This window comes from Nocardioides sp. B129/18 (genome assembly GCF_055282735.1).
Genome location: NZ_JBUZJI010000009.1, coordinates 89867 through 113390 on the forward strand (window position 1 = coordinate 89867; position 23524 = coordinate 113390).

Annotated in this window: 21 protein-coding genes; 9 read left to right on the top strand and 12 right to left on the bottom strand. The window is 73.9% G+C overall.

From position 1 onward, the window contains the following. Window positions 1-17: 17 nt before the first annotated feature. Together guaA and ACZDWJ_RS09000 are read left to right on the top strand one after the other, a co-directional pair. On the top strand, window positions 18-1598 hold the full coding sequence (gene guaA, locus ACZDWJ_RS08995; protein WP_463520603.1) for a glutamine-hydrolyzing GMP synthase: 1581 nt from the start codon (window positions 18-20) through the stop codon (window positions 1596-1598). A gap of 38 nt (window positions 1599-1636) precedes the next feature. Then, window positions 1637-2173 (top strand): 1-acyl-sn-glycerol-3-phosphate acyltransferase, encoded by a 537-nt coding sequence (locus tag ACZDWJ_RS09000; RefSeq protein WP_463520604.1) that lies wholly within the window; start codon window positions 1637-1639, stop codon window positions 2171-2173. 21 nt (window positions 2174-2194) lie between these two features. Here ACZDWJ_RS09000 and ACZDWJ_RS09005 read toward each other — a convergent pair whose 3' ends face one another. Next, window positions 2195-3238: a zinc-dependent alcohol dehydrogenase family protein gene (locus tag ACZDWJ_RS09005; RefSeq protein ID WP_463520605.1), complete on the bottom strand. Its 1044-nt coding sequence runs from the start codon at window positions 3236-3238 to the stop codon at window positions 2195-2197. A gap of 54 nt (window positions 3239-3292) precedes the next feature. Here ACZDWJ_RS09005 and ACZDWJ_RS09010 point away from each other — a divergent pair, with 54 nt between their 5' ends. After that, window positions 3293-3826: a GNAT family N-acetyltransferase gene (locus tag ACZDWJ_RS09010; protein ID WP_463520606.1), complete on the top strand. Its 534-nt coding sequence runs from the start codon at window positions 3293-3295 to the stop codon at window positions 3824-3826. 253 nt (window positions 3827-4079) lie between these two features. Here the strand turns inward: ACZDWJ_RS09010 and ACZDWJ_RS09015 are convergent, their stop codons facing one another. The 7 genes from ACZDWJ_RS09015 to ACZDWJ_RS09045 form a co-directional block, all read right to left on the bottom strand. Continuing rightward, window positions 4080-4478: a LapA family protein gene (locus ACZDWJ_RS09015; protein WP_463520607.1), complete on the bottom strand. Its 399-nt coding sequence runs from the start codon at window positions 4476-4478 to the stop codon at window positions 4080-4082. Window positions 4479-4751: 273 nt separating this feature from the next. After that, entirely contained in the window at window positions 4752-5633 is an 882-nt protein-coding gene (locus ACZDWJ_RS09020) for a TIGR03619 family F420-dependent LLM class oxidoreductase (protein WP_463520608.1), read from the bottom strand. A gap of 35 nt (window positions 5634-5668) precedes the next feature. Then, window positions 5669-6094, bottom strand: a complete 426-nt coding sequence (locus ACZDWJ_RS09025) for a DUF5709 domain-containing protein (RefSeq protein ID WP_463520609.1) — start codon at window positions 6092-6094, stop codon at window positions 5669-5671. Window positions 6095-6129: 35 nt separating this feature from the next. Continuing rightward, a complete protein-coding gene (locus ACZDWJ_RS09030; RefSeq protein ID WP_463520610.1) occupies window positions 6130-8682 on the bottom strand; it encodes a bifunctional FO biosynthesis protein CofGH in 2553 nt (850 codons plus the stop codon). Further along, window positions 8679-10811: an MMPL family transporter gene (locus tag ACZDWJ_RS09035; RefSeq protein WP_463520611.1), complete on the bottom strand. Its 2133-nt coding sequence runs from the start codon at window positions 10809-10811 to the stop codon at window positions 8679-8681. The genes ACZDWJ_RS09030 and ACZDWJ_RS09035 overlap by 4 nt, the downstream gene beginning before the upstream one ends. A 135-nt stretch (window positions 10812-10946) precedes the next feature. Continuing rightward, a complete protein-coding gene (locus ACZDWJ_RS09040; protein WP_463520612.1) occupies window positions 10947-12551 on the bottom strand; it encodes a succinic semialdehyde dehydrogenase in 1605 nt (534 codons plus the stop codon). 135 nt (window positions 12552-12686) lie between these two features. Continuing rightward, window positions 12687-13835, bottom strand: coding sequence for an acyl-CoA dehydrogenase family protein (locus ACZDWJ_RS09045; protein WP_463520613.1), 1149 nt, complete (start codon window positions 13833-13835; stop codon window positions 12687-12689). A 154-nt stretch (window positions 13836-13989) separates the two neighbouring features. Between ACZDWJ_RS09045 and ACZDWJ_RS09050 the strand changes: the two genes are divergently transcribed. Next, window positions 13990-14742, top strand: a complete 753-nt coding sequence (locus tag ACZDWJ_RS09050; protein ID WP_463520614.1) for a MerR family transcriptional regulator — start codon at window positions 13990-13992, stop codon at window positions 14740-14742. A 136-nt stretch (window positions 14743-14878) separates the two neighbouring features. On the opposite strand, the gene ACZDWJ_RS09055 is transcribed toward ACZDWJ_RS09050, so the two are convergent. Then, window positions 14879-15907, bottom strand: coding sequence for an LLM class F420-dependent oxidoreductase (locus ACZDWJ_RS09055; RefSeq protein WP_463520615.1), 1029 nt, complete (start codon window positions 15905-15907; stop codon window positions 14879-14881). Between the two features lie 95 nt (window positions 15908-16002). Between ACZDWJ_RS09055 and npdG the strand changes: the two genes are divergently transcribed. The 3 genes from npdG to ACZDWJ_RS09070 all read left to right on the top strand — a co-directional run bounded on the left by npdG (window position 16003) and on the right by ACZDWJ_RS09070 (window position 18751). Next, a complete protein-coding gene (gene npdG, locus ACZDWJ_RS09060; protein ID WP_463520616.1) occupies window positions 16003-16740 on the top strand; it encodes an NADPH-dependent F420 reductase in 738 nt (245 codons plus the stop codon). Between the two features lie 95 nt (window positions 16741-16835). After that, on the top strand, window positions 16836-17477 hold the full coding sequence (locus ACZDWJ_RS09065) for a GNAT family N-acetyltransferase (protein ID WP_463520617.1): 642 nt from the start codon (window positions 16836-16838) through the stop codon (window positions 17475-17477). Between the two features lie 200 nt (window positions 17478-17677). After that, on the top strand, window positions 17678-18751 hold the full coding sequence (locus ACZDWJ_RS09070) for an LCP family protein (protein ID WP_463520618.1): 1074 nt from the start codon (window positions 17678-17680) through the stop codon (window positions 18749-18751). 3 nt (window positions 18752-18754) lie between these two features. Here ACZDWJ_RS09070 and ACZDWJ_RS09075 read toward each other — a convergent pair whose 3' ends face one another. Further along, window positions 18755-19297 (bottom strand): YbaK/EbsC family protein, encoded by a 543-nt coding sequence (locus ACZDWJ_RS09075; RefSeq protein ID WP_463520619.1) that lies wholly within the window; start codon window positions 19295-19297, stop codon window positions 18755-18757. A gap of 146 nt (window positions 19298-19443) precedes the next feature. Here ACZDWJ_RS09075 and ACZDWJ_RS09080 point away from each other — a divergent pair, with 146 nt between their 5' ends. Next, entirely contained in the window at window positions 19444-20406 is a 963-nt protein-coding gene (locus ACZDWJ_RS09080; protein ID WP_463520620.1) for a glycerophosphodiester phosphodiesterase family protein, read from the top strand. Here ACZDWJ_RS09080 and ACZDWJ_RS09085 read toward each other — a convergent pair. Continuing rightward, on the bottom strand, window positions 20354-20698 hold the full coding sequence (locus ACZDWJ_RS09085; RefSeq protein ID WP_463520621.1) for a hypothetical protein: 345 nt from the start codon (window positions 20696-20698) through the stop codon (window positions 20354-20356). The genes ACZDWJ_RS09080 and ACZDWJ_RS09085 overlap by 53 nt on opposite strands. Further along, the gene (locus ACZDWJ_RS09090) at window positions 20695-22035 is read right to left on the bottom strand and encodes a PspC domain-containing protein (RefSeq protein ID WP_463520622.1); all 1341 of its coding nucleotides are present in this window, start codon (window positions 22033-22035) and stop codon (window positions 20695-20697) included. The genes ACZDWJ_RS09085 and ACZDWJ_RS09090 overlap by 4 nt, the downstream gene beginning before the upstream one ends. A 167-nt stretch (window positions 22036-22202) precedes the next feature. On the opposite strand from ACZDWJ_RS09090, the gene ACZDWJ_RS09095 reads away from it, so the two are divergent. Further along, window positions 22203-23501: an ATP-binding protein gene (locus tag ACZDWJ_RS09095; RefSeq protein ID WP_463520623.1), complete on the top strand. Its 1299-nt coding sequence runs from the start codon at window positions 22203-22205 to the stop codon at window positions 23499-23501. Window positions 23502-23524: the final 23 nt, after the last annotated feature.

Below are 23524 nucleotides of genomic sequence, written 5' to 3' on the forward strand. Positions count from 1 at the left end.
GCCGATAGGGTGAGCCCATGACCCAGGCCGCCCCGGACGCCGCGCCGGACCACGACCTCGTCCTCGTCGTCGACTTCGGCGCCCAGTACGCCCAGCTCATCGCCCGCCGCGTCCGCGAGGCGAAGGTCTACTCCGAGATCGTGCCCCACACGATGCCGGTGGAGCAGATGCTGGCCAAGGGCCCGAAGGCGATCATCCTCTCCGGCGGACCGTCCTCGGTCTACGCCGACGGGGCTCCGTCGCTGGACTCCGCCCTGCTCACCTCCGGCACCGCCGTGTTCGGCATGTGCTACGGCTTCCAGCTCATGGCCCAGGGCCTGGGCGGCGAGGTCGCCGCCACCGGCGCCCGCGAGTACGGCCGCACCCCGGTCGTCGTCAGCGACCCCGGCACGCTGCTGGCCGGCATCCCCGCCGAGCACCGGGTCTGGATGTCGCACGGCGACTCCGTCACCGCGGCGCCCGAGGGCTTCCGGGTGCTGGCCTCCACCCCCGACACCCCCGTCGCCGCGTTCGAGAACGTCGAGGCCGGGCTCGCCGGCGTCCAGTGGCACCCCGAGGTGCTGCACTCCGAGCACGGCCAGCAGGTGCTCGAGCACTTCCTCCTCGACATCGCCGGCTGCCGCCAGACCTGGACGATGGTCAACATCGTCGAGGAGCAGGTCGAGCGCATCCGTGCCGAGGTCGGCGACGCCCGCGTCATCTCCGCGCTCTCCGGCGGCGTCGACTCCGCGGTGTCCACCGCGCTGGTGCAGCGCGCCGTCGGCGAGCAGCTCACCGCGGTCTTCGTCGACCACGGCCTGCTGCGCGAGGGCGAGGCCGAGCAGGTCGAGCGCGACTACGTCGCCGCCACCGGCGTCAACCTCAAGGTCGTCGACGCCGCCGACCAGTTCCTGGGCTTCCTCGAGGGCGTCACCGACCCCGAGGAGAAGCGCAAGATCATCGGCCGCGAGTTCATCCGCACCTTCGAGGCCGCCGAGCGCGAGGTGCTGGCCACCCCCGGCCCGCCGGTCCGCTTCCTGGTGCAGGGCACGCTCTACCCCGACGTCGTCGAGTCCGGCGGCGGCGAGGGCGCGGCCAACATCAAGAGCCACCACAACGTCGGCGGCCTGCCCGACGACCTCGAGTTCAGCCTCATCGAGCCGTTGCGCACCCTGTTCAAGGACGAGGTCCGCGAGGTCGGCCGCCAGCTCGGCATCCCCGAGGCCATCGTCTCCCGGCACCCGTTCCCCGGTCCCGGCCTGGCGATCCGCATCGTCGGCGCCGTCGACCGCGACCGCCTCGCGATCCTGCGTGCCGCCGACGCGATCGTCCGCGAGGAGACCACCGCCGCGGGCCTGGACGCCACCATCTGGCAGTTCCCGGTCGTGCTGCTCGCCGACGTCCGCTCGGTGGGCGTGCAGGGCGACGGCCGCACCTATGGCCACCCGATCGTCCTGCGGCCGGTCACCAGCGAGGACGCCATGACCGCCGACTGGGGCCGGCTGCCCTACGAGGTGCTCGAGCGCATCTCCACCCGCATCACCAACGAGGTGCGCGAGGTCAACCGGGTCGTCCTCGACATCACCTCCAAGCCGCCGGGCACGATCGAGTGGGAGTGAGGCTGCGGCGCGCCCTGGCGCGCGTGATCCTGCGCCTCATGCGGTGGCGCACGAAGGGGGAGCTCCCGGAGTCCGCGATCCTCGTCGGCGCGCCCCACACGTCCAACTGGGACTGGGTGCTGACGCTGCTGCTCGCGTGGGACTACGGCGTCACGATCCGGCTGCTGGTCAAGGACTCGCTGTTCAAGGGACCCCTGGCGCCGATCCTGCGCACCACCGGCGCGGTCTCGCTGGACCGCGAGAGCCCGAAGGCCACGATCGACGCGCTGCTGGCCGAGCAGGCGTCGTCCTCGACCTTCCTGCTGGGCATCGCCGCGGAGGGCACGCGCTCGCGCGGGGAGTACTGGAAGTCGGGGTTCTACCGGCTCTCCCGGCAGACCGGCCTCCCGATCACGCTGGCCTTCCTCGACGCGCCCAGCCGCACCGTGGGCTGGGGGCCGACCTTCCACCCGACGGGCGACGTCAGCGCCGACATGGACCGCATCCGCGAGTTCTACGCCCCGATCACCGGCATCCGGCCCGAGGGCTTCACGCCGCCGCGGCTGCGCGAGGAGGACCGCGGCGCCACCTCCTGAGCGACCCTCAGGACGGGGTCGTCACGGAAGGCGCGGGTCGATCATCGTCATGCCGGCCACGTCGGCGTGCTCGACGCCCGGCAGCAGCGTGGCGCCCTCGGCGAGGCCGACGGTGCGCTCGATGAGCCGCTGCGGCTCCAGGACGCCGGACTCCACGAGCCCGAGCAGCGCGGGGTAGTCGACGGCGGCCATGCCGTGGCTGCCGAGCAGGTCGAGCTCCCAGCCGATGACGCGCGCCATCGGCATCCGCGGGTCGCCGTCGAGGGGCGGCAGCAGGCCGACCTGGACGTGCCGTCCGCGACGCCGCAGACCGAGGATGGAGTCGGCGGCCGCGCTCGGGTGCCCGACCGCCTCGACGCTCACGTGCGCCCCGCCGCCGGTGAGCTCGGCGATGGCGGCCGGCACGTCGACGCCGGGCCGCGCCAGCACGCCGTGCTCGGCGCCGAGGGCGCGGGCGGCGTCGAGCGCCCCCTCGTGGCGGTCGACGACCACCACGCGAGCGCCGAGCGCGCGTCCGATCATGACGGCGCTGAGCCCGACGCCTCCCGCGCCGACGACGGCCAGCCACTCGCCGCTCTGCAGGCGTCCGCGGGCGACGACCGCGCGGTAGGCGGTGGCGAAGCGACAGCCCAGGGCCGCGGCGACGCCGACCTCGACGGCGTCGGGCACGGCCACGAGGTTGGTGTCGGCGGCGTGCAGCGCCACCTGCTCGGCGTAGGAGCCCCAGTGCGTGAAGCCGGGCTGCTGCTGGTCGGGACACACCTGGGCATCGCCCTGGGCGCACCAGGCGCAGCGTCCGCACCCGCACACGAACGGCACGGTGACGCGATCGCCGACGCGCCAGCGCAGCACCCCGGAGCCGACCTGCACGACCTCGCCGGCCAGCTCGTGCCCGGGCACGTGCGGGAAGACGACGTCGTCGTGCCCGGCCCAGGCGTGCCAGTCCGAGCGGCACAGGCCGGTGGCGTGCACCGCCACCACGACCCCGCCGTCAGGCGCGCTCGGCGTCGGGACCTCGCGCACCTCGGGACGGCCACGGACCTCGTCGATCACCACTGCGCGCACCCGGGCATCGTGGCACGCGGTCCCGCTCGGCCCGGCCCGGGGTAGCGTCCGGGCATGGATGCGGTCACCTGGTCGACGCTGGCCAGCGCCGAGGTCGATCCCGCGCTGCGGGCCCGCCTGCGAGCGCTCTGGGACGACGCCTTCGGCGATCAGTTCACCGACGACGACGCCGACCACGCGTACGGGGGCGTGCACGTCGTCGGCGAGGCGGCCTCCGGCCCGGTGGCGCATGCCAGCGTGGTGCCGCGCCGCCTGCGGGTGGGGGAGACCTGGCACGACGCCGGCTACGTCGAGGCCGTGGCCGTCGCCTCCGCCCTGCAGGGCCGGGGCCTTGGCAGCGTCGTGATGCGGCGGCTGCAGGAGGAGATCCTCCAGCGTCACCCGTTCTCGATGCTCTCCACCGGCAGCCACGGCTTCTATCAGCGGCTCGGCTGGCAGCGCTGGCGGGGCCGCTCGCTCACCCTGGGCGCCGACGGCGTCGCCCGTCCCGACGACGAGCACGGCGGGATCATGGTGCTCGACCCGGCGGGCCTGCTCGACCTCACGGCCGACGTGGTGTGCCAGGACCGCTCTGGAGACGCGTGGTGAGCCGATCCCGGCGGCGTGGCCCGGGTGCGCTCGTCCGCCCGGGTCCCGATCCGCTGCGGGCTGGGTAGGCGCTGGGACGAGATGTTCTGTCGTCGGCGCGCGATTCGTGCGCGCGGTCGGAGCGCGCCGGCTCTGGCGGCTCCCCGAGGACACGCCCGTTGTGATCGTCCCCTGACGGTGGGGTCGTCGCGAGGCGGCGCGCCAGGACGCGCGGCGGGGGCTGAGCTCGCGCCCGTGGGAGGTGGGAGGGCGGTCAGCGGGCCTTGCGGACGGCCCTCTGCGCCTTCTTGGTGCGACGCCGCAGCTGGAGGATGCGCAGGCTGCCGGCGGTGGCGGTGAGCAGGATGCCCGCGGCGGTGGCGATGAGGAGCGCGACGGCGACCGAGACCTGGCCCTCCCAGACGAGGAAGCGCACGGTGGTCTTGTCGGTGTTCTGCGCGATGAAGATGACGAGCAGGATCAGCACGACGCCGAGGCCGACCGTGGCGGCGTAGAAGCCGCTGGTGCGCGAGCCGCGCAGAGGATCGGCGATCGGAGCCGGCGGCGGGGTGGGCTCGACCGGGTCCGGGGTGGTGCCGGTGGGCTCGACGACCGGCGCGTCGGTGGGGTCGACGGGGGAGCCGGTGGGGTGCTGGTCGGCAGGCGTGCTCATGGGCCTGACCGTAGCGCCGCGCCTGCGGGCGAGCCGTCACCCGGCGGGGTGTCGGGTCTCCGGCGCCCCCACCGGGGAGCGGGTCGAGGACGCCGCGGGATCGAAGATGAACAGCTGTGGTCCAGACCACCAACGGAAAGTGCGCGACGGGCTTGGCTTCTCGGTGCCAATGTCCTAAAGTTCATATCGAACCGCTGGTGACCCGAGACGCCAGCGGTTCTCTACTTTCCGAGGTCGCTCCCCGGCCTGAGATCTCCGCCCGTCATGTGCGGCTCAGGCCGGGTCGAGCGCCCGGGCCACCGGCTCGAGGACGTCGGCTGCGAAGCGCTCCAGGCCGTCGAGCTTGCGCTCGAGATCGACGTCGAGGCCGTGGTAGTACGCCCAGGGCATCGTCATCACCTCGGTGACGCCGCGGGCATGTGCCTCGAGGAACTGATCGGGGGTGAAGGCGTCGGTGAGCGCGGTGATCACCGAGAAGTCGCGCTCGTTGCCGGCCTCCTCGCGCAGCTCGGCCAGGCGTCGCGCATGGCCGGCGGCCTCCTCGATCGTGTAGAGGTCGCCGATCCAGCCGTCGTGGCGCGCGGCCCGGGCGAAGGCGATCTCGGAGAGTCCGCCGACGTAGATCGGGATCGGCGCGGGTGGCACCGGGTTCATCGTCAGGCGCGGCGCGCGGTAGTGCTCGCCCTCGAACGCGCTCCATCCCGGCGTCCACAGCTCGGCGAGCAGGTCGAGCGCCTCGTCGGTGCGGCGCCCGCGGGTGCGGAAGTCGGCGTCGAGCAGCTCGAACTCCTCGCGGCACCAGCCGATGCCGACGCCGAGGGCCACGCGGCCGCCGGAGAGCACCGCCGCGGTGCCCACCGACTTCGCCACCTGGAAGGGGCTGCGCAGGGGCAGCACGTAGACGGAGCTGAAGAAGCGCAGCCGCTCGGTGATCGCCGCCAGCGACGACGCCAGCACCCACGGGTCGGGCCACGGCGCGTCGGTGTCCCAGCGCCGCGATCCGTCGCGGGTGTAGGGATAGGGCGTCGCGATCTCCTCGAGATCGACGACGTGGTCCGGCACGGCCATCGCGTGGTAGCCGAGCCGGTCGGCGGCGCGCGCCAGCGCGGGCAGCTCGTCGACGGGCTGGTAGGCGATGCTCAGGGAGAAGCGCACGGGGCGCAGCCTAGCCCCGTACGCGAGAACAGGTTCTAGTTCGGCAGGTCCTCGACGACGTGGACCGCCGCCTCCTCCGCCGACGCCGCGCCGCCGTCGATGCCGACGTCGTCGCCGACGAGCGCCTGCTCGGTGTCCTCGCCGAAGCCGGCGTCGGGGTCGACCAGACGCCCGGCCCGGGCGTCGCCCACCTCGCCGTCGTCGAGGTCGTCGTCGGTGCGGGCCGCTTCGACGTACGGGTCCGGCTCGGGGACCTCCTGGGCGACCCGCTGCTCGAGGGTCTCGCCGGTGGCCTCCTCGTAGGGCGTGTTGCCGAAGCGCTGGCCCGCCGACGGCCTCTCCGGCGGGGAGTAGCCGCGGTCGAGCTCGTCCTCGACGTCGCCGCCGTCGAGGGTGTCCTCGGCGATCGGCTGGTCCTCGGCGTCCTCGGGCAGGTCGGGCGTCTCCGCGTCGGTGGTCATGGCGCGAACCTAGGCAGCGGCGGCGCGCCGCGACGTCATCCGGCGGGGTGGTGCTCGCGGCGGCCGTAGAGCGTGGTGCGCTCGCGCACCGGCCGGTCGATGCCGCCGGCGATCTCGCGCAGCTCCTCGACGGTCTTCGCCGAGCCGTGCTCGGAGCCGGCCATCCGGGAGATGGTCTCCTCCATCAGCGTGCCGCCGAGATCGTTCGCGCCGGAGCGCAGCATCAGGCGGGTGCCCTCGACGCCGAGCTTCACCCACGAGGTCTGGATGTGGTCGATGCGGCCGTGGAGCATGATCCGCGCCATCGCGTGCACCGCCAGGTTGTCGCGCAGCGTCGGACCGGGACGGGCGACGCCGGCGAGGTAGATCGGCGCGCTGGTGTGCACGAACGGCAGCGGCACGAACTCGGTGAGGCCGGCGTTGCCGTGCTCGCGGGCGGCGTCCTGCACCCCGGCGAGGACGCGCAGGTGCCCGACCCAGTGCCGCGGGTGGTCGACGTGGCCGTACATCATCGTGGAGGTCGTCGGGATGCCGACGCGGTGCGCGGTGGTGACGATCTCCAGCCAGGTGCGGGTGGGCAGCTTGCCCTTGGTGAGCACCCAGCGCACCTCGTCGTCGAGGATCTCCGCGGCCGTGCCGGGCAGCGAGCCGAGCCCGGCCTCGCGGAGCTTGATGAGGAGGTCCTCGATCGAGAGCCCGGTGCGGGCCGTGCCGTTGACGATCTCCATGGGGGAGAAGGCGTGCACGTGCATCTCGGGCACGCGGGTGCGCACGGCCTGCACGAGGTCGGTGTAGGCGCTGGCGGGCAGCTCGGGGTCGATGCCGCCCTGCATGCAGACCTCGGTGGCGCCGAGGTCCCACGCCTCCGCGGCGCGGTCGGCCACCTGCTCCAGCGACAGGGAGTAGGCGTCGGCGTCGGTGCGGCGCTGGGCGAAGGCGCAGAAGCGGCAGCCGACGTAGCAGACGTTGGTGAAGTTGATGTTCCGGTTGACGACGTAGGTGACGTCGTCGCCGACGGTCTCGCGACGCAGGTCGTCGGCCAGGCGTCGGACCTGCTCCAGCAGCGCGCCGTCGGCGGTGATGAGGGTCAGTGCGTGCTCGTCGCTGAGCTCGCCGGGGTTCGCCTCGGCCGCGGCGAGGGCCTCGCGACCCTCGGCGTGCAGCACCGCGGGGGCGCCGCCCGTGGCGGCGGCGGCCTCGCGGACGGCGTCCCAGTCGCCGTAGACGTCGGCGAAGTCGGAGCGACGGTCCTCGGAGCGGCCCTCGGTGTCGACGGCCTCGTGGAGGTCGGTGCGGCCGGCGGCGGCGAACCCGCCGTCGGGCTCCTGCCACGGCAGGCCGGTGGGGCGGACGCCGGGGATCGCGAGGCCGTCTGCGTCGGCGAGCGTGGCGACGTGCGCGGAGACGCGGGGGTCGAGCCACGGCTCGCCGGCCCGCACGTACTCCGGGTGGATCGTCAGGCGCGGGGCGAGGGTGAGCCCGCAGGCCTCGGTGAGCGAGCGGAGCCGCTCGAGCGAGGGCCAGGGACGCTCGGGGTTGACGTGGTCGGGCGTGAGCGGGGAGACGCCGCCCCAGTCGTCGACGCCCGCCCCGAGCAGCTGGCGGCACTCCTCGAGGTCGACGAGGTTCGGCGGTGCCTGGACGCGGGCCTTCGGGCCCAGCACCAGCCGGGTGACGGCGATCGCGGCGCGGTACTCCTCCAGACCGAGGTCGTCGACGTGGCGCATCGCCGTCTGCGGCTTGGCGCGGAAGTTCTGGACGATCACCTCCTGCACCGAGCCGTAGGCGCGCAACACGCGGCGCAGCGCGAAGATCGTGTCAGCGCGCTCGGCGCGGGTCTCGCCGATGCCGACGAGCAGGCCGGTGGTGAAGGGCACCGAGAGGCGGCCGGCGTCCTCGAGCACCCGCAGCCGCACGGCGGGGTCCTTGTCGGGGGAGCCGTGGTGCGCCAGGCCCTTGGTCTCGAAGAGCCGCCGCGAGGTGGTCTCGAGCATCATCCCCATCGACGGGGAGACCGGCTTGAGGCGGTTCATCTCCTCCCACGACAGGACGCCGGGGTTGAGGTGGGGCAGCAGGCCGGTCTCCTCCAGCACCCGCACCGCCATCGCCCGCACGTAGGCCAGCGTGGAGTCGTAGCCCTGCTCGTCGAGCCAGGCCTGCGCCTCGGGCCAGCGGTCCTCGGGGCGGTCGCCGAGGGTGAACAGCGCCTCGAGGCAGCCCAGCGTGGCGCCCTCGCGGGCGATGTCGAGGATCTCGTCGGGGGAGAGGTACGGCGCCCTGCCCTCGCGCTCGGCCTGGGCGGGGGTCTCGACGAAGGTGCAGTAGTGGCACCGGTCGCGGCACAGCCGCGTGACCGGGATGAAGACCTTGGGGGAGTAGGTGACGACGCCGGGACGCCCCGCGGCCACCAGGCCGGCGTCGCGCACCGCCGCGGCCGCTGCGCACAGCCGGTCGAGCTCCTGGCCGGTGGCGGCGAGGAGGACGGTGGCCTCGTCGGGATCCAGGCTCGCGCCACGCTCCGCCCGCGCCAGCGCGCGGCGGACCTGCTGGGGGGTGGGGACCGACTCGTCGGGCGACAGAGCGCTCACTCGGTCAGGCTAGCCTTCCCCGCCGCGACCGCCTCGGCCGGTCCGTCCTGGGCGCCGCGGGCCAGCCGGGAGGGCCACCAGATGCGGTCGCCGGCGTCGAGGTTGATCGCGGTGACCAGCACCGAGCGCACGATCATCGTGTCGAGCACGACGCCCAGCGCCACTGCGGTGCCGAGCTCGGCGAGGAACACCAGGGGCAGGGTGCCGAGCACGAGGAAGGTCGCCGCGAGCACCAGGCCGGCGGAGGTGATGACGCCGCCGGTCGACGACAGCGCGATGAGCGAGCCCTCGCGGGTGCCCTTCGTGACCGTCTCCTCGCGCACGCGGGTCATCAGGAAGATGTTGTAGTCGATGCCCAGGGCCACCAGGAACACGAACGTGAACAGCGGGAACCCGGGATCGGAGCCGGCGAAGCCGAAGACGTACTCGAAGAGCAGGGCCGAGAGGCCCAGGGCCGCCCCGAAGGACAGCACGACCGTGCCGAGCAGGATCAGCGGCGAGGCCACCGCCCGCAGGAGCCCCATGAGGATCAGCAGGACGACGACGAGCACCAGCGGGATGATCACCCTGTTGTCGCGCTCGGAGGCGGTCTTGGTGTCGACGTAGAACGCCGATCCGCCGCCGACGAGGGCGTCGGCCCCGGGCACCGCGTGGACGGCGTCGCGGGCGGCGTCGACGAGGTCGAAGGCCTGCGGCGAGGAGATGTCGGCGCCGATCGTGGACTCCAGGTACACCCGGCCCTCGGAGACCGGACGGGCCTGGCTGGGCGTGCCGAGGCCGTCGATGCGCTCGAGCGCCTGGGCGACCTGCGGTGCCCGCGCGGCGTTCGCGACGACCTGGACGGTGTTGGAGCTGTCGAGCAGGCCGTGCTCGGCGAGCACCTTCTGGCCCTTGATGGAGTCGAACTCCTTGGTGTAGCTCTCCTCGGTCGAGAGACCGGCGGTGTCGAGGCGGAACAGGCCCAGGCAGGCGACGCCCAGCACGAGCGCGGTACCGACCCACACCCGGCGCGGCCGCGGGGCGATCCAGGCGCCGACCCGCGCCCACAGGCCCGACGCGGTGGGCTCGTGCGAGCCGAAGGTCGGCCGCTTGGGCCAGAAGACCCAGCGTCCGCAGATGACCAGCAGGGCCGGGAGCAGGGTGACCATCACGATGACCGTGACGCCCACGCCGATGGCGTTGACCGGCCCCAGGCCCTTGGTGGAGTTGAGGTCGGCGGCCAGCAGGCACAGCATGCCGACGGCGACCGTGGCGGCACTGGCCAGGATCGCCGGCGCCGCGCGGTGCAGCGCGAACGCCATGGCCTCGTGCCGGCTCTCGTGGGTGCGCAGCTCCTCGCGGTAGCGCGCGATCAGCAGCAGGGCGTAGTCGGTGCCGGCGCCGATCACCAGGATCGAGAGGATCGCCTGGCTCTGGCCGTTGACGGTGAGTCCCGCGTGCTTGGCCAGGAGGTAGATCAGGCCCTCGGAGATCATCAGCGCCATGCCGGCCGAGAGGATCGGCAGGATCCAGAGCACCGGGCTGCGGTAGGTGAGCAGCAGGATCACGATGACGATGAGGAAGGTGGCCAGCAGCAGGGTGGTGTCGAGCCCGCCGAAGGCCTCCGAGGCGTCGGCCGCCTGACCGCCGAATCCGGCCAGGTGCACCGTGACGCCGTCGATGCGGGTGATGTCGCGGATGCGGTCGGCGGCGTCGGGGATGTCGTTCCAGCCGTTGGCGCCGAAGTTGAACGTTAGCGCGGTGACGGCGACCTCGCCGTCCTCGGAGTAGCCGCCGAAGCCGGCCTTCTTCGCCTGGGCGGGGGTGAGCACCGTGCCGGTGACGCCCTTGATCGCGCCCAGCTCGGTGGCCTGCTGCTCGATCGCGGCGCGGTCGGGGGCGGTGAGCCCGCCGTCGCGCAGGTAGACCACCAGCGTCGGGATGTCGTTGGGGTCGACGGTCTTCGACAGCTCGTCGGCGACGCGGGTGGACTCCGCCGAGCCCGGCAGCCACGAGGAGGCCTCGTTGTTCTGCACCTCGGTGAGCCTGCCGGCCAGCGGGGAGAGCAGCGTGACCACGATCAGGGTGAGGACGAGGACCGCCCACGAGGAGCGGGGGCCGGTGAGGCGGCCGGCGATCTGACGGTGCATGGGGACACTCCAGCAGAGAGAGGGGACATCTGGCATCGGGTTCGACCCCGAGATCACCCTGAGACCGCCGGAGCCCACCCGAGCAGACCCCGGGACCGGCCCGGACTCATCGGTCCGGCCGGTCCCGATGCGGACTCAGCGCACCCGCAGTCGGCGCAGCAGCCGCAGCTGGGTGTTGCCCTGCTGGACGAACTTCTCGATCTGGTCGCCGGGCACGGCCAGGCTCATCCCGCGGATGGACGCGACGGTCTGGCAGTCGGTGTACTTGCGGATGCCCTCGCCGCCGTGCCGGCGTCCGAGGCCGGACTGGCCCATGCCGCCCATGCCCGCCTCGATCGACGCCGCCGCGAGGCCCGCGCCGTCGTTGACGTTGACCGAGCCGGCCCGCACGAGCGTCGCCATCGACTCCGCCGCGGCGACGTCGCGGCTCCAGATGCTCGCCGAGAGGCCGTAGCTGCCCTCGTTGGCCTTCGCGATCGCCTCGTTGTCCGAGGCCACGGGGTAGAGGGAGATGACGGGCCCGAAGGTCTCGTGGTGGCACACCGTCATGCTCGGCTCGACGCCCTCGAGCACGGTGGGCTCGAACATCAGCGGCCCGAGGTCGGGCCGGGGACGGCCGCCGGCGAGCACCGTGGCTCCCTGGGCGACGGCGTCCTCGACGTGGGCGGTGACGGTGGCCAGCTGCGCCGGGGAGGCCAGCGAGCCGATCTCGACGGAGTAGTCGAAGGTCTGGCCGAGCGTCAGTCGGCGCACCGCGCGCACGAGGCGGGTGCGGAAGTCGTCGTAGACGTCGCGGTGGACGATGACGCGCTCGGTGTGGATGCACATCTGGCCGGTGTTGGCGAAGGCGGCGGCCAGGCAGCCGGCGACGGCCTTGTCGAGGTCGGCGTCCGCGCGCACGATCAGCGGGTTCTTGCCGCCGAGCTCGAGGCTCGCGCCGATCAGCCGCTCCCCGGCCTGCGCCGCGACGACGCGTCCGGTGCGGGTGGAGCCGGTGAAGCAGACGTAGTCGACGTGGTCGATGAGGGCGCCGCCGACGGTCGGGCCGTCGCCGACGACGACGCGCCACAGGTCGGTGGGCAGGCCGGCCTCGGCCATCAGCTCGCGCGCCCACAGCAGCGTCAGGGCGGTCTGGTCGTCGCCCTTGCTGACCACCGCGTTGCCGGCCATGAGCGCGGGGAGCGCGTCGCCGACGCCGAGGTAGAGCGGGTAGTTCCACGGCGAGATGATCCCGACGACGCCCTTGGGCACCCGCACCTCGCGCACCCGGGAGAGCCCCGGGACGGCGCCGCGCACGCGATGCTCCTTGAGGTACGCGCCGGCGTGGCGGGCGTAGTGCCGCGCGAGGTTGCCGACCTGGAGGATCTCCTGCCAGGCCGAGAACCGCGACTTGCCCATCTCCCACTGGATCAGGTCGAGCACCTGCTCCTGCCGCTCGACGAGGAGGTCGTGGAAGCGCAGGACGATCTCGCCGCGCTCGGCCAGCGGCAGCGCCGCCCAGGCGCGCTGGGCCGCCCGCGCCCCGGCGACGGCGTCGGCCACGGCGGCGGGGGAGGAGGTCGGCACCTCCGCGGTGACGCGGCGGTCGTAGGGGGCCAGCGGCGCGACGACGGCGGTGGAGCCGTCCTCGCGGGCGACCCACCGCGTCCAGCGCTCGAGGAGGGCGTCGGTGACCCAGGCTGGGCGCACGCTCGGCAGGTCGTCGTGGGCGAGGTCGGGACGGGACTCGGTGACGGTCACGGGTGCTCCTCGGAGGCGGGACGGGGCTGGGGTCTGGCTGAGAACGCACTCGGGGCCGCCCGGTGGGACGGCCCCGAGAGGGGTGCTGCTGGGTGCTGCGGGTGGTGCTGGGGCGCTGCGGGGTGGAGTCGAGCGTCAGATGCCCAGACCGCGGCCGATGATCTCCTTCTGGATCTCGGTCGTGCCGCCGTAGATGGTCTGGATGCGGCTGTCGATGAACGCCTTGGCGATGGGGTACTCGAGCATGTAGCCGTAGCCGCCGTGCAGCTGGACGCCGCGGTCGACGAGCTTGGTCTGCAGCTCGGTGGTCCACCACTTGGCCATCGAGGCCAGCGAGGTGTCGGCCTCGCCGGCGTTGAGCTTGAGGATGCAGTCGTTGATGAAGGTGCGGGCGATGTAGACCTCGGTGGCCATCTCCGCGAGCAGGAACCGGTTGTGCTGGAACTTGCCGATCGGCTTGCCGAACGCCTCGCGCTGCTTGGCGTAGTCCAGGCACAGGTTGAGGATGTGCTCGCAGGCCGCGACCGCGATGACGCCGATGGAGATGCGCTCCTGGGGCAGGTTCTGCATCAGGTAGATGAAGCCCGAGCCCTCGTCGCCGAGGAGGTTCTCCTTGGGCACGATGACGTTGTCGAAGAACAGCTCGCCGGTGTCCTGGGCCTTCATGCCGACCTTGTCGAGGTTGCGGCCGCGCTCGAAGCCCTCCATGCCGCGCTCGACCACGAGGAGGCTGAAGCCCATGTGGCCGGCGTCGGGGTCGGTGCGGGCGACGACGACCACGAGGTCGCTGAGGATGCCGTTGCTGATGAAGGTCTTCGAGCCGTTGAGGACGTAGTGGTCGCCCTTGTCGACGGCGCTGGTGCGGATGCCCTGGAGGTCCGAGCCGGCGCCCGGCTCGGTCATCGCGATCGCGGAGATGAGGTCGCCGGAGACCAGACCGGGCAGCCAACGCTGCTTCTGCTCCTCCGTGCCCAGCTCGCTGATGTAGGGGACGATGATGTCGGTGTGCAGCGGGAAGCCCAGGCCGCTCGCGCCCACCTTGGAGATCTCCTCGGTGACGACCGCGTTGTAGCGGAAGTCCTTGAGCCCGAGGCCGCCGTACTGCTCCTCGACGTCGAAGGCCAGCAGGCCGGTGGCGCCGGCCTTGCGCCAGACCTCGCGGTCGACGTGGCCGTCCTTCTCCCACTGGTCGTGGAAGGGGGCCACCTCCTTCTCCAGGAAGGTCCGCACCATCTGGCGGAAGTCCTCGTGCTCCTGCTCGTAGATGGACGTGGGGGTGGCCATGGTTACCTCCGGCTCGCTGCTGGCGGGGCCCCTCAGCCCTGCCGTGACACTGACAATGTAACTGTGACAGCGATGCTGTCATCGTTCAAGAGCGTCTCACGACCTCGCGCGAGCCGCGCCGTCCGGCCCCGACCACGGCGGTAGGTTGCCGCCCATGTCCGAGTCCGGCGAGGCGTCGCCGCAGCCCGTCCCCGCCGACGAGCTGCTCACCGTCGACGAGCTCTCCGCCGCCGTCGGCCTCACCGTGCGCACCACGCGCTACTACGCCTCGCTCGGCCTGCTCCCGCCGCCCGAGCGCCGCGGCCGGCTCGCCTACTACGGCCCGCTGCACCGCGCCCGCCTCGAGCTGGTCCGGGCGCTGCAGGACCACGGGTTCACGCTGCAGGCCATCGAGCGGTTCCTCGCCTCGGTGCCCGAGGACGCCGGCGTCGAGGACCTCGCCCTGCAGCGGGCCATGCTCACCTCCTGGGTCGGCGGCCCCGTCGAGCGCCTCGACCGCGCCGCCCTCGACGCCCGCGCCGGACGTCCGCTCTCCGGCGAGGAGCTCGCGCTGCTCGTGCGCATGGGCGTCGTCGACCGTGACGGCGACGCCTACCTCCCGCTGCCTAGCCTGGCCGTCGGCGTCGGGATGCTCGACCTCGGCGTCCCGCACGAGGCCGCCGGCGCCGCCGCCGACGCGATCCGCCGTCACATGGAGTCGCTCGTCGAGGAGCTCACCGCCCTCATGCGCACCGGCATCCTGGCCGACTACCGGGCCCAGCACTCGCCCGAGGAGGCCGCCCGCCTCGAGCGCTCCCTCCCGCGGCTGCGTCAGCTGACGCTCGAGGCCGTCGTCGCCGGATTCCAGCGCGCCGCCAACGCCGTCATCACCCGGTCGCTGCTGCGGGACGATCCGCGGGCGCGGTAGCGGGGTGGGGGGTTTGTAAGCTTCAGCGGCCAACCGCTGAGACCCTCGGTGGGCGTTCGAAGGTTCGAACGCCCACCGAAAGGTCTGGCGGTCGGCCGCTGAAGCTTTCGTCGGTCTCAGATCCCTGATCGACCGATCAGGAGACCCACTCCTTGACCTTCGCGATGTCACCGGCGGGGTCGGCGGAGGCGGGGGAGACCGAGAGGTGGGTGACGCCGGCCTCGGCGAAGGCGGCGATCCGCTCCTTGACGTAGGACTCCGGCCCGACGAGGTTGCCGGCCTCGAGCCACTCGGTGGGGACGATCGCCTCGGCCTCCTTCTTCTTGCCCGAGAGGTAGAGGTCCTGGATCTCCTTGGCCTCGGCCTCGTAGCCGTACTGGCAGGCCAGGTCGTTGTAGAAGTTCTTGCCCCGCGCGCCCATGCCGCCGACGTAGAGCGCGTACATCGGACGCATGAGGTCGAGCATGCCCTTGACGTCCTCGCCGATGGCGAGCATGCCGCCGGCGTTGATCGAGAGCGGCGCGAGCTCGGGCGAGCGCTTGGCCAGGCCCTTGGCCACCTGCTCGCCCCAGACCTCCTTGGCCTTGCCGGGGTGGAAGAGGAAGGGCAGCCAGCCGTCGGCGATCTCGGCGGTCATGCTGACGTTCTTGTCGCCCAGGGCGGCGACCCACAGCGGCAGGTCGGCGCGCTCGGGCTTGTTGAGCAGCTTCAGCGGCTTGCCGAGTCCGGTGCCCTGGTCGGCGGGGAGGGGCAGCTTGTAGATGCCGTCGGAGGTCAGCGGCTCGCCGCGCAGGCCCTGGCGCAGGAGGCCGATGATCTCGCGGGTGCGGCCGAGGGGGCGGTCGTAGGGGAGGCCGTGGAAGCCCTCGATGACCTGCGGGCCCGACGCGCCGAGGCCGAGGATCGCGCGGCCGCCGGAGACGTTGTCGAGGCCGGCGGCGGTCTGCAGCAGCGCTCCGGGGGTGCGGGAGTAGATGTTGAGGATGCCGGCGCCGATCTCGACCGTCTCGGTCTTGGCGGCGAGGTAGCCCATGAGGGTCGGGGCGTCGAAGCCGTACGGCTCGGCGACCCAGATGACGTCCAGGCCCGCCTTCTCGAGCGCGACCACCTGGTCGGCGGACTCGCGCGGGTTGCCGGCGTAGACGAGGGGCATCGTGAGCTTCATCGGATCCTCTGCTGGGTAGGAGCGGGGTGCGGACGGGCGTCTCGAATCGTGACAGTAGCACTGTCAAGGTTGCGGTGACTGCCATGATCTCGTCTGTGACTGAGACGACTGCGCCCCCCGTGATCACGACGCCCGCGGGCACCGAGATCCCCGTCCCGAACGCCCCCTTCACCATCGCCGTCATCGGCGGCACCGGCCCGCAGGGCAAGGGCCTGGGCTACCGCTTCGCCCGGGGCGGCCACACGGTCGTCTTCGGCAGCCGCGCGGCCGAGAAGGGCGAGGCCGTCGCCGCCGAGGTCGCGGAGCGGCTCGCCGGGGTCGAGGGGGCCGGGGCCGTCAGCGGCGCCGCCAACGCCGACGCCGCCGCGCAGGCCGACGTCGTCCTGCTCGCGGTCCCGTGGGACGGCCACGACGAGCTGGTCGCCTCGCTCCCGCTGGCCGGCAAGGTCGTCATCTCGTGCGTGAACCCGCTCGGCTTCGACAAGCGCGGCGCCTACGGCCTGGTCGTCGACGGCGGGGAGGGCTCGGCCGCCGAGACCGCTCAGCGGCTGGCGCCCGAGGCCGCCGTGGTCGGCGCCTTCCACAACGTCTCGGCCGTCACCCTCTGGGAGCAGGACGGCCTCCTCGACGAGGACGTCCTCGTCGTCGGCGACACCGTCGCCGCCAAGGGCGTGGCCATCGCGCTCGTCAACGTCGTCAACGGCCGCGACGGCATCGACGCCGGCAAGCTGCGCCTGGCCCGCCAGCTGGAGCCCTGGACGGCCGTGCTGATCTCGATCAACCGCAAGTACAAGATCCACTCCAGCATCAAGGTCACCGGCTTCGACCACTGACCTCAGCCGCTGAACCTCGATCCCTGAGGAGCGACGACGCCGCGCCGCCCGAACCCCGTGGCGACGCGGCGTCGTCGCGTGATGGGATCGCGGGCATGAGCGTCCCGCCGCTGCCGCTGCTCTCCCTGGTCGTGCGCTGCGGCGACCTCGAGCTGCGCGGCATCACCGACGACCTCCTCGGCCCGCTGGCCGACCTCGCGCTCGCCGGTGTCCACGACCCGGCGACGATGCCGTTCCTGGTGCCCTGGACCGACGCCCCCGCCGCCACGCTCCCGCTGGCCTTCGCCCAGTTCCACTGGGGACGTCGGGCGGCGTTCCGGCCCGACGACTGGCACGCCGAGCTCGCGGTGCTGCACCGCGGCGTGCTGGTCGGCGTCCAGGGCGCCTCGGCCCGCGACTTTCGCCTGGCCCGCACCGCCGAGACCGGCTCCTGGCTCGGACGCGCCCACCAGGGGCAGGGCATCGGGACGCAGATGCGACGCGTCATGTGCACCCTCCTGTTCGACCACCTCGACGCCGAGGAGGTCACCTCGAGCGCGTTCGTCGACAACCTCGCCTCCCTCGAGGTCTCGCGTCGCCTGGGCTACCGCGAGAACGGGGAGGTGCGCGAGGTCCGGCGCGGCCAGGTGGCGGTGCGACGCGAGCTCGTGCTGCGTCCCGACGACCTGGTGCGGCCCGAGGCCCCGGTGGAGATCGAGGGCCTCGACGCCTTCCGTCGCTCCCTCGGCCTGGACTGACGCGGGCCCGCCGTCCGCAACCGAACCGGCGCTCGCGGCGTCCTCCTGGGGTGAGCCCCGCCCCGGACGACCAGCCCCCCGCTCCCGCGACGCCGCGTCGCGGCGTGCGTCCCCGCGCCTCGCGACGTCTCCTGGGACGAACGCCCCGCGCCCGGCGGGGTCGTCGGGTCCGGCTGCGGCCGCTGCGCACGATCGTGTCGGTGATCGCGGTGAGCCTCACCCTGCTCGGCATCGTCACCGCGGGCACCACGGCCGTGGTCTGGCACCACCTCGACCACAACATCGACACCCTCCCGGCGGTCACCGGCCCGCGTCCGGACAACCTGAAGGTCGCCGGCGGCGACCCCATCGACCTGCTCCTGATGGGCTCGGACTCCCGTGACTGCCCGGGCTGCGCGGTCGACAAGCTCACCGGCGAGGGGCAGCGCTCGGACACCACCGTGCTCCTGCACGTCTCGGCCGACCGCAGGCGCGCCTACGGCGTCAGCATTCCCCGCGACCTCCTCGTCGACCGCCCGGTCTGCCGCAGCACCAGCGGCGCCACCGTCCCCGGCGCGACGCAGGTGGAGTGGAACGGCGCCTTCGGCCTCGGCGGCGCGCCCTGCACCGTCACGCAGGTCGAGGCGATGACCGGCATCCGCATCGAGCACTACGCGGTCGTCGACTTCGGCGGCTTCAAGAAGATGGTCTCCGCGCTCGGCGGCGTCGAGGTGTGCCTGCCCCAGCGCGTCGACGACGCCCGGCGCGGCATCCACCTCGCCGCCGGCACCCGCCGGATGGGCCCGCAGGAGGCCGAGGACTACATCCGCGTCCGGCATGGCATCTCGCTCGGCACCGACACCGGCCGCGTCAAGCGGCAGCAGGCGTTCATGGCCGCGATGGTCGACCAGGTGCTCTCGGCCGGCACGCTCGCGCATCCCCGCCGCCTCTACCGCTTCCTGGACGCCGTGACCTCCTCCATCGGCCTGGACCCCGATCTGCAGGGCCTCTCCAGCGTCGTCTCCCTGGCCGAGCAGCTGCGCCCCATCGGCTCCGGCGGGGTGCGGTTCCTGACGATGCCCTCCCACGAGGACCCCGAGAACTACGGCCGCATCGTCGCCACCGAGCCCGACGCCGACCGGCTCTGGAGCCTGCTGCGCCACGACCGCACGCTGCCCGCCCGCCTCTCGGCGGGATCGATCAGCGCGGCCGCGGTGCCGGGCAGCGGACGCCGCGACCGCGGCCCGGGAGCGGCGACCAAGGCGGACCTCGCCGCCGCCGGGCTCTGCGGCTGACCGCTAGCGCCCCAGCCCCTCGACGACCTCCACGCCCGGCAGCTCGGCGACGGCCTCGCCCGGCAGCAGCAGCTTCGAGCGGCGCAGCCCCGAGCCGACGAGCGCCACCGGCATCGCGAGCACCCGCGGGTCGACGAGGAGCCGCCAGTCGGCGGGCAGGCCCACCGGCGTGATGCCGCCGTGCTCCATGCCCGACACGCTCACCGCCTGGTCCATCGGCAGGAACGACGCCTTGCGGACGTCGAGCAGCCGGCGCACGACGCCGTTGACGTCGACGCGGGTGTCCGAGCGCACCAGGCACGCGGCGACCCGCTCGTCGCCGGCCCGCTGACCGCCGACGACGACGCAGTTCGCGCCGGTGTCCAGCGGCAGGTCGTGCACCTGGGCCATCACCGCGGTGTCGGCGTGGGCCGGATCGATCGCGACGACCGCGGCGTCGACGGCGCGCGGCCACGTGCGCAGGGCCTGCGCCACCGGGGCGGCCAGCAGGTCGAGGTGCTCGAGAGCGGGCAGCCAGTCCAGCGTGCCGAGGCGGGGGAGCGTCATGGCCCCATCCTGCCGATGTGTCGCCCGTCGTTCACCCGGACGTCCCCCGGGGGCCCCTCGGAGGAGCCGTCGCGGACGTCCGCGTCCGTCACGCTGCCCGCGTGTCGGTCCAGCCCGTCGAGCCCCTCCGGTCGTCCTCCGTCCCCGTGAGCCCCGCCGTGGTCCGCTCGGACGTCCTCGGAGTCTCCGGGCTCCGCTCGGCGCCGACGCCGCCCGCGGCCGTCATCGCGCACCGGGGGGCCAGCGGCCACCGGCCCGAGCACACGCTCGAGGCCTTCCGCACCGCGCTGGTCATGGGCGCCGACGCGATCGAGCTCGACCTCGTCAGCACCCGCGACGGCGCCCTGGTGGTGCGCCACGAGAGCGATCTGCGCAAGACCACCGACATCGCCGAGCACCCCGACCTCGCGGGCCGCTGGCGCGTCGAGCAGCTGACCCTCGCCGAGGTGCGGCGTCTGCGGGCCCGCGAGCGGCGTCCGCACCTGCGGCCCGGCTCGGCGGCCCTCGACGACCGGTTCGGCGTCCCGACCCTCTCCGACGTGCTCGCCCTGGTGGCCGAGCACGGGCGGACCGGTCGCACCGGCGTGCTGCTGGAGATCAAGGAGCCGGCCCGCTCGGCCCGACGCGGCCTGCCGCTGGACGACCTCCTCGTCGCCGAGCTGGCCGCCCACGGCATCGACCACGCCCGCTCCGGTGTCAGCGTGATGGCCTTCGACCCCGTCTTCCTCCGGCGGCTGGCGCCGCGGGTGGCCCTGCCGCTGGTGCAGCTGGTCGACAAGGGCGACCCCTTCGAGCTCACCACGTCCGAGGGGCTCCTCGAGGTCCACCGCTACGCGTCCGGCCTCGGCGTGCACCACCGGCTGCTCGCCGACGAGGCTCTCGCCCAGCGTGCCCACGACCGGTGGCTGAGCCTGCGTGCCTGGACGTTGCGCGCCGAGAACGCCTACCTGCCCAAGCCGTTCCGCCGCCGCGTGCACGCCGAGCGGAACCCGCTGGGCCACGGCGACCTCGCCGGCTACGCCCAGCACCTCGCGGCGCTGGGCGTCGACGGCCTGATCACCGACCACCCGGACCTGGTGCTGGCGGGCCTGCGCGCCGCACGCTCCTGAGCGCGCTCGCCGTCAGACCGGCGGCACCGGCCGCGATCCACGGCACCGGCAGCAGCCAGCGCAGGTCGCGGGTGTCGACGACGCCGAGCGCCAGGCCGAAGGCGATGAGGCTGATCAGCACGAACGCGGTGCCCATCACCAGGTGGGAGACGTTCACGGGGTGGCGGCGCGGTGCCCCGACGTCCTGCACCGGCTCCTGCACCGGCTCGTGCGCGGTCTCGAGGACGGCGGTGTGCTCGTCGTGGACGTCGGTTCCGGCGACGGGGCTGCTCTCGGGCTGCTGGGTGCTCACGGCTGGACCTCCGGGGTGACCTGACGGACGGTGATCTCGCCGACGCCGACCTGCAGGTCGAGTCGGAGGGTGGTGACGCCGGGCCGGGTGGCCACGGCGTCCTCGGCGGCGGAGCGCGTGATCGAGGGGTTGAACCCCGAGGAGGCGCGGCCCAGGACGGTGATGTCGCCGAGGGCCTCGACCTCGGCGCGGGCGTCCACGGCGACGCCCGGCGGCACGATCACCTCGATGCTGCCCACCGACTGGTGCAGGGAGATCTCCCGGCCGTCGAGCCGGCTCAGCTCCGCGGCGGGCAGCGCGGTGAGGTCGAGGGTGTAGTCGGCGGCGTCGCGGTCGACGTCGAGCGGCACCGCCGCGGCGGTGGTCGGACGACGGTCGACCTTCTCGAGGTCGAGGTTGCTCGCGACGCCGGTGACGAGCATGACCGGCACGATCGCCAGGCCGAGCAGGATCAGGCCGCCCGCTCGGCCGAAGAAGGCGCCGACGAGGAGCATGACGCCGATCAGCCCGATCGCGGTGGCGGGGTAGAGCGGGGAGGCGACGTCGGCCCCGGCGACGTCGACGACCCCGAGGACGCCCAGGCCGAGGGCCACCAGGGCGAGGGTGAAGCCGAAGAGCAGCGGGCCGGTGCGGCGCGGGTCGCGACGCACGGGCGGCGGAGGCGGAGGGGTCCAGCCCGGCGCCGGGGCCGCCGGCGGTGCCGGAGGCGCGGACGACCCGGACGACCCGGCGGACCCGTCCGGGCCGGCGGCGGTCCAGGTGGGGGGAGGCGTCCAGCCGGCGCCCGGCACCGGGGGAGCCGGGGGAGTCGGGGCACCGCCCGCGTCACGGGCGTCGCGGCGCTCCTTGAGCACCAGCACGACGCCGACGACGGCGGCCACCACGACGATCGGCCAGAGCAGGCCCGGCCCGGTGGCGGCGTCCCCGATCAGCGCGAGGGCCGCGATGCCGCCGACGATCGCCAGGCCGATGGCCCGGGAGCGGTCGTCGAGACGGACGGCGGCCTCGCGGCCGTCGTCGCCGGGCAGCAGCAGCCAGGCGCCGCCGTAGAGCAGCAGGCCGGAGCCGCCGAAGAAGACGAGCACGACGAAGGCGACGCGGACCAGCAGCGGGTCGACGTCGAGGTGACGGGCGATGCCGCCGGCGACGCCGGCCACCTTGCGGTGGGTGGAGCTGCGGCGCAGGCGCCCGAGGTCGCGCAGCTCCTCGGAGGTCACGCGCGGGCCGGTGGGACCGGTGGGACCTGCGGGACCGGGATCGGTGGCGGTGCCGCCTCCGGCCGCGGACGGGCCGGGAGGCGGTGGGGGCGTGGGGTGCGGCGTGGGGTTCTGGGTCATGGCTCGAGCCTCGTCGCGACGGCCGTCGGCGACCATCGGTGAGGCCCATGATCCTGCCCCGGACCGGCCCCGGGGACCATCCCCGAGATCGGGTCGCCCGATCTCGGGGTCGTCTCGGGGTCCTTCCTCATGGTCGGGCGCCGCTCGGGGGTGGGACGATCGTCGCGATGACCTCCGCCCCCGCCCCGACCTCGCCGCCCGCCGTGGGCCCGGCGTGGGTCCCGCGCACCGCCCACCGCGAGCTCGGGGACGGCTGGCTGGGCGGGGTCGCCGCCGGCATCGCCGCGCACACCGGCCTGCCGCTGCTCGCCGTGCGGGCCGCCTTCGTGGCGACCACCGCGCTCGGCGGCCTCGGCGTCGCGCTCTACGCCTGCTGGTGGGTGCTGCTGCCGGTCGCGCCGACGCCCGAGGAGGCCCCGGGCCTGGAGAGCGCGCGTCGCGGCGGCCGCCGTCCGCTCGCCCCCACCCGCCTGGCCGACGCCGGTCCGGCGCTGGCCCTGGTCTCCCTCGGCGTCGGCACGCTGCTCGTCCTCCAGGGGCTGGTCGGCCGGGCCACGGTGTTCTGGCCGCTGGCGCTCGGCGCCGTCGGCGTCGCGCTGGTGTGGCGGCAGGCCGACGAGGCGCAGCGCGAGCGCTGGAGCTCCACGACCGCCCGGATGCGTCCCGGACGCCTGATCCTGGGCAGCGGCGGCCCCCGGGCGGCGGCGCGCGTCGTCGCCGGTCTCGGGCTCGTGTCCGCGGCCCTGCTGATCCTGGCGGTCAGCAGCGGGTTCGGCGCCGCCAGCGCCCCGGCCCTGGCCGTCCTCCTGACCATCGCAGGCCTCGCCGTCGTGCTCGGCCCGTGGCTCTACCGCCTGGCCACCGACCTCGGCGCCGAGCGGGAGGAGCGCGTGCGCACGCAGGAGCGCGCCGACGTCGCGGCTCACCTCCACGACTCCGTGCTCCAGACCCTCGCGCTGATCCAGCGCAACGCCGCCGACGCCGGCACCGTCGTGCGGCTGGCCCGCTCCCAGGAGCGCGAGCTGCGCTCCTGGCTCTACGCCGGCGAGGTCGCCGACGACACCACCCTGGCCCGCGCGCTGCGGCAGGCCGCCGCCCAGGTCGAGGACGCCCACGGCGTCGAGGTCGTCGTCGTCACCGTCGGCGACGTCGACCTCTCCGAGGCCCTGCGCCCCCTGGTCGCGGCCACCCGCGAGGCGGTCACCAACGCCGCCAAGCACGCCGGCGTCGCCCGCATCGACGTCTACGCCGAGACCGGTGCGGCAGCCGTCGAGGTCTTCGTCCGCGACCGCGGCCGCGGCTTCGACCCCGAGGCCGTCCCCGTCGACCGGCTCGGGCTGCGCTCGAGCATCGTCGAGCGGATGGAGCGTCACGGCGGCACCGCCGTCGTGCGCACCGGCCCCGACGAGGGCACCGAGGTCCGCCTGCGACTCCCGCGGGTCGACGCGTCCGAGGAGGAGCGATGAGCCAGCCGGTGCGCGTGGTGGTC

Coding starts and splice junctions, on each gene's coding strand:
- ACZDWJ_RS09015 (WP_463520607.1), bottom strand. CDS start 4,478: ATGAGCACGCCTGCCGACCAGCACCCCACCGGCTCCCCCGTCGACCCC.
- guaA (WP_463520603.1), top strand. CDS start 18: ATGACCCAGGCCGCCCCGGACGCCGCGCCGGACCACGACCTCGTCCTC.
- ACZDWJ_RS09035 (WP_463520611.1), bottom strand. CDS start 10,811: ATGCACCGTCAGATCGCCGGCCGCCTCACCGGCCCCCGCTCCTCGTGG.
- ACZDWJ_RS09010 (WP_463520606.1), top strand. CDS start 3,293: ATGGATGCGGTCACCTGGTCGACGCTGGCCAGCGCCGAGGTCGATCCC.
- ACZDWJ_RS09050 (WP_463520614.1), top strand. CDS start 13,990: ATGTCCGAGTCCGGCGAGGCGTCGCCGCAGCCCGTCCCCGCCGACGAG.
- ACZDWJ_RS09025 (WP_463520609.1), bottom strand. CDS start 6,094: ATGACCACCGACGCGGAGACGCCCGACCTGCCCGAGGACGCCGAGGAC.
- ACZDWJ_RS09000 (WP_463520604.1), top strand. CDS start 1,637: ATGCGGTGGCGCACGAAGGGGGAGCTCCCGGAGTCCGCGATCCTCGTC.
- ACZDWJ_RS09065 (WP_463520617.1), top strand. CDS start 16,836: ATGAGCGTCCCGCCGCTGCCGCTGCTCTCCCTGGTCGTGCGCTGCGGC.
- ACZDWJ_RS09095 (WP_463520623.1), top strand. CDS start 22,203: ATGACCTCCGCCCCCGCCCCGACCTCGCCGCCCGCCGTGGGCCCGGCG.
- ACZDWJ_RS09045 (WP_463520613.1), bottom strand. CDS start 13,835: ATGGCCACCCCCACGTCCATCTACGAGCAGGAGCACGAGGACTTCCGC.
- ACZDWJ_RS09055 (WP_463520615.1), bottom strand. CDS start 15,907: ATGAAGCTCACGATGCCCCTCGTCTACGCCGGCAACCCGCGCGAGTCC.
- ACZDWJ_RS09090 (WP_463520622.1), bottom strand. CDS start 22,035: ATGACCCAGAACCCCACGCCGCACCCCACGCCCCCACCGCCTCCCGGC.
- ACZDWJ_RS09075 (WP_463520619.1), bottom strand. CDS start 19,297: ATGACGCTCCCCCGCCTCGGCACGCTGGACTGGCTGCCCGCTCTCGAG.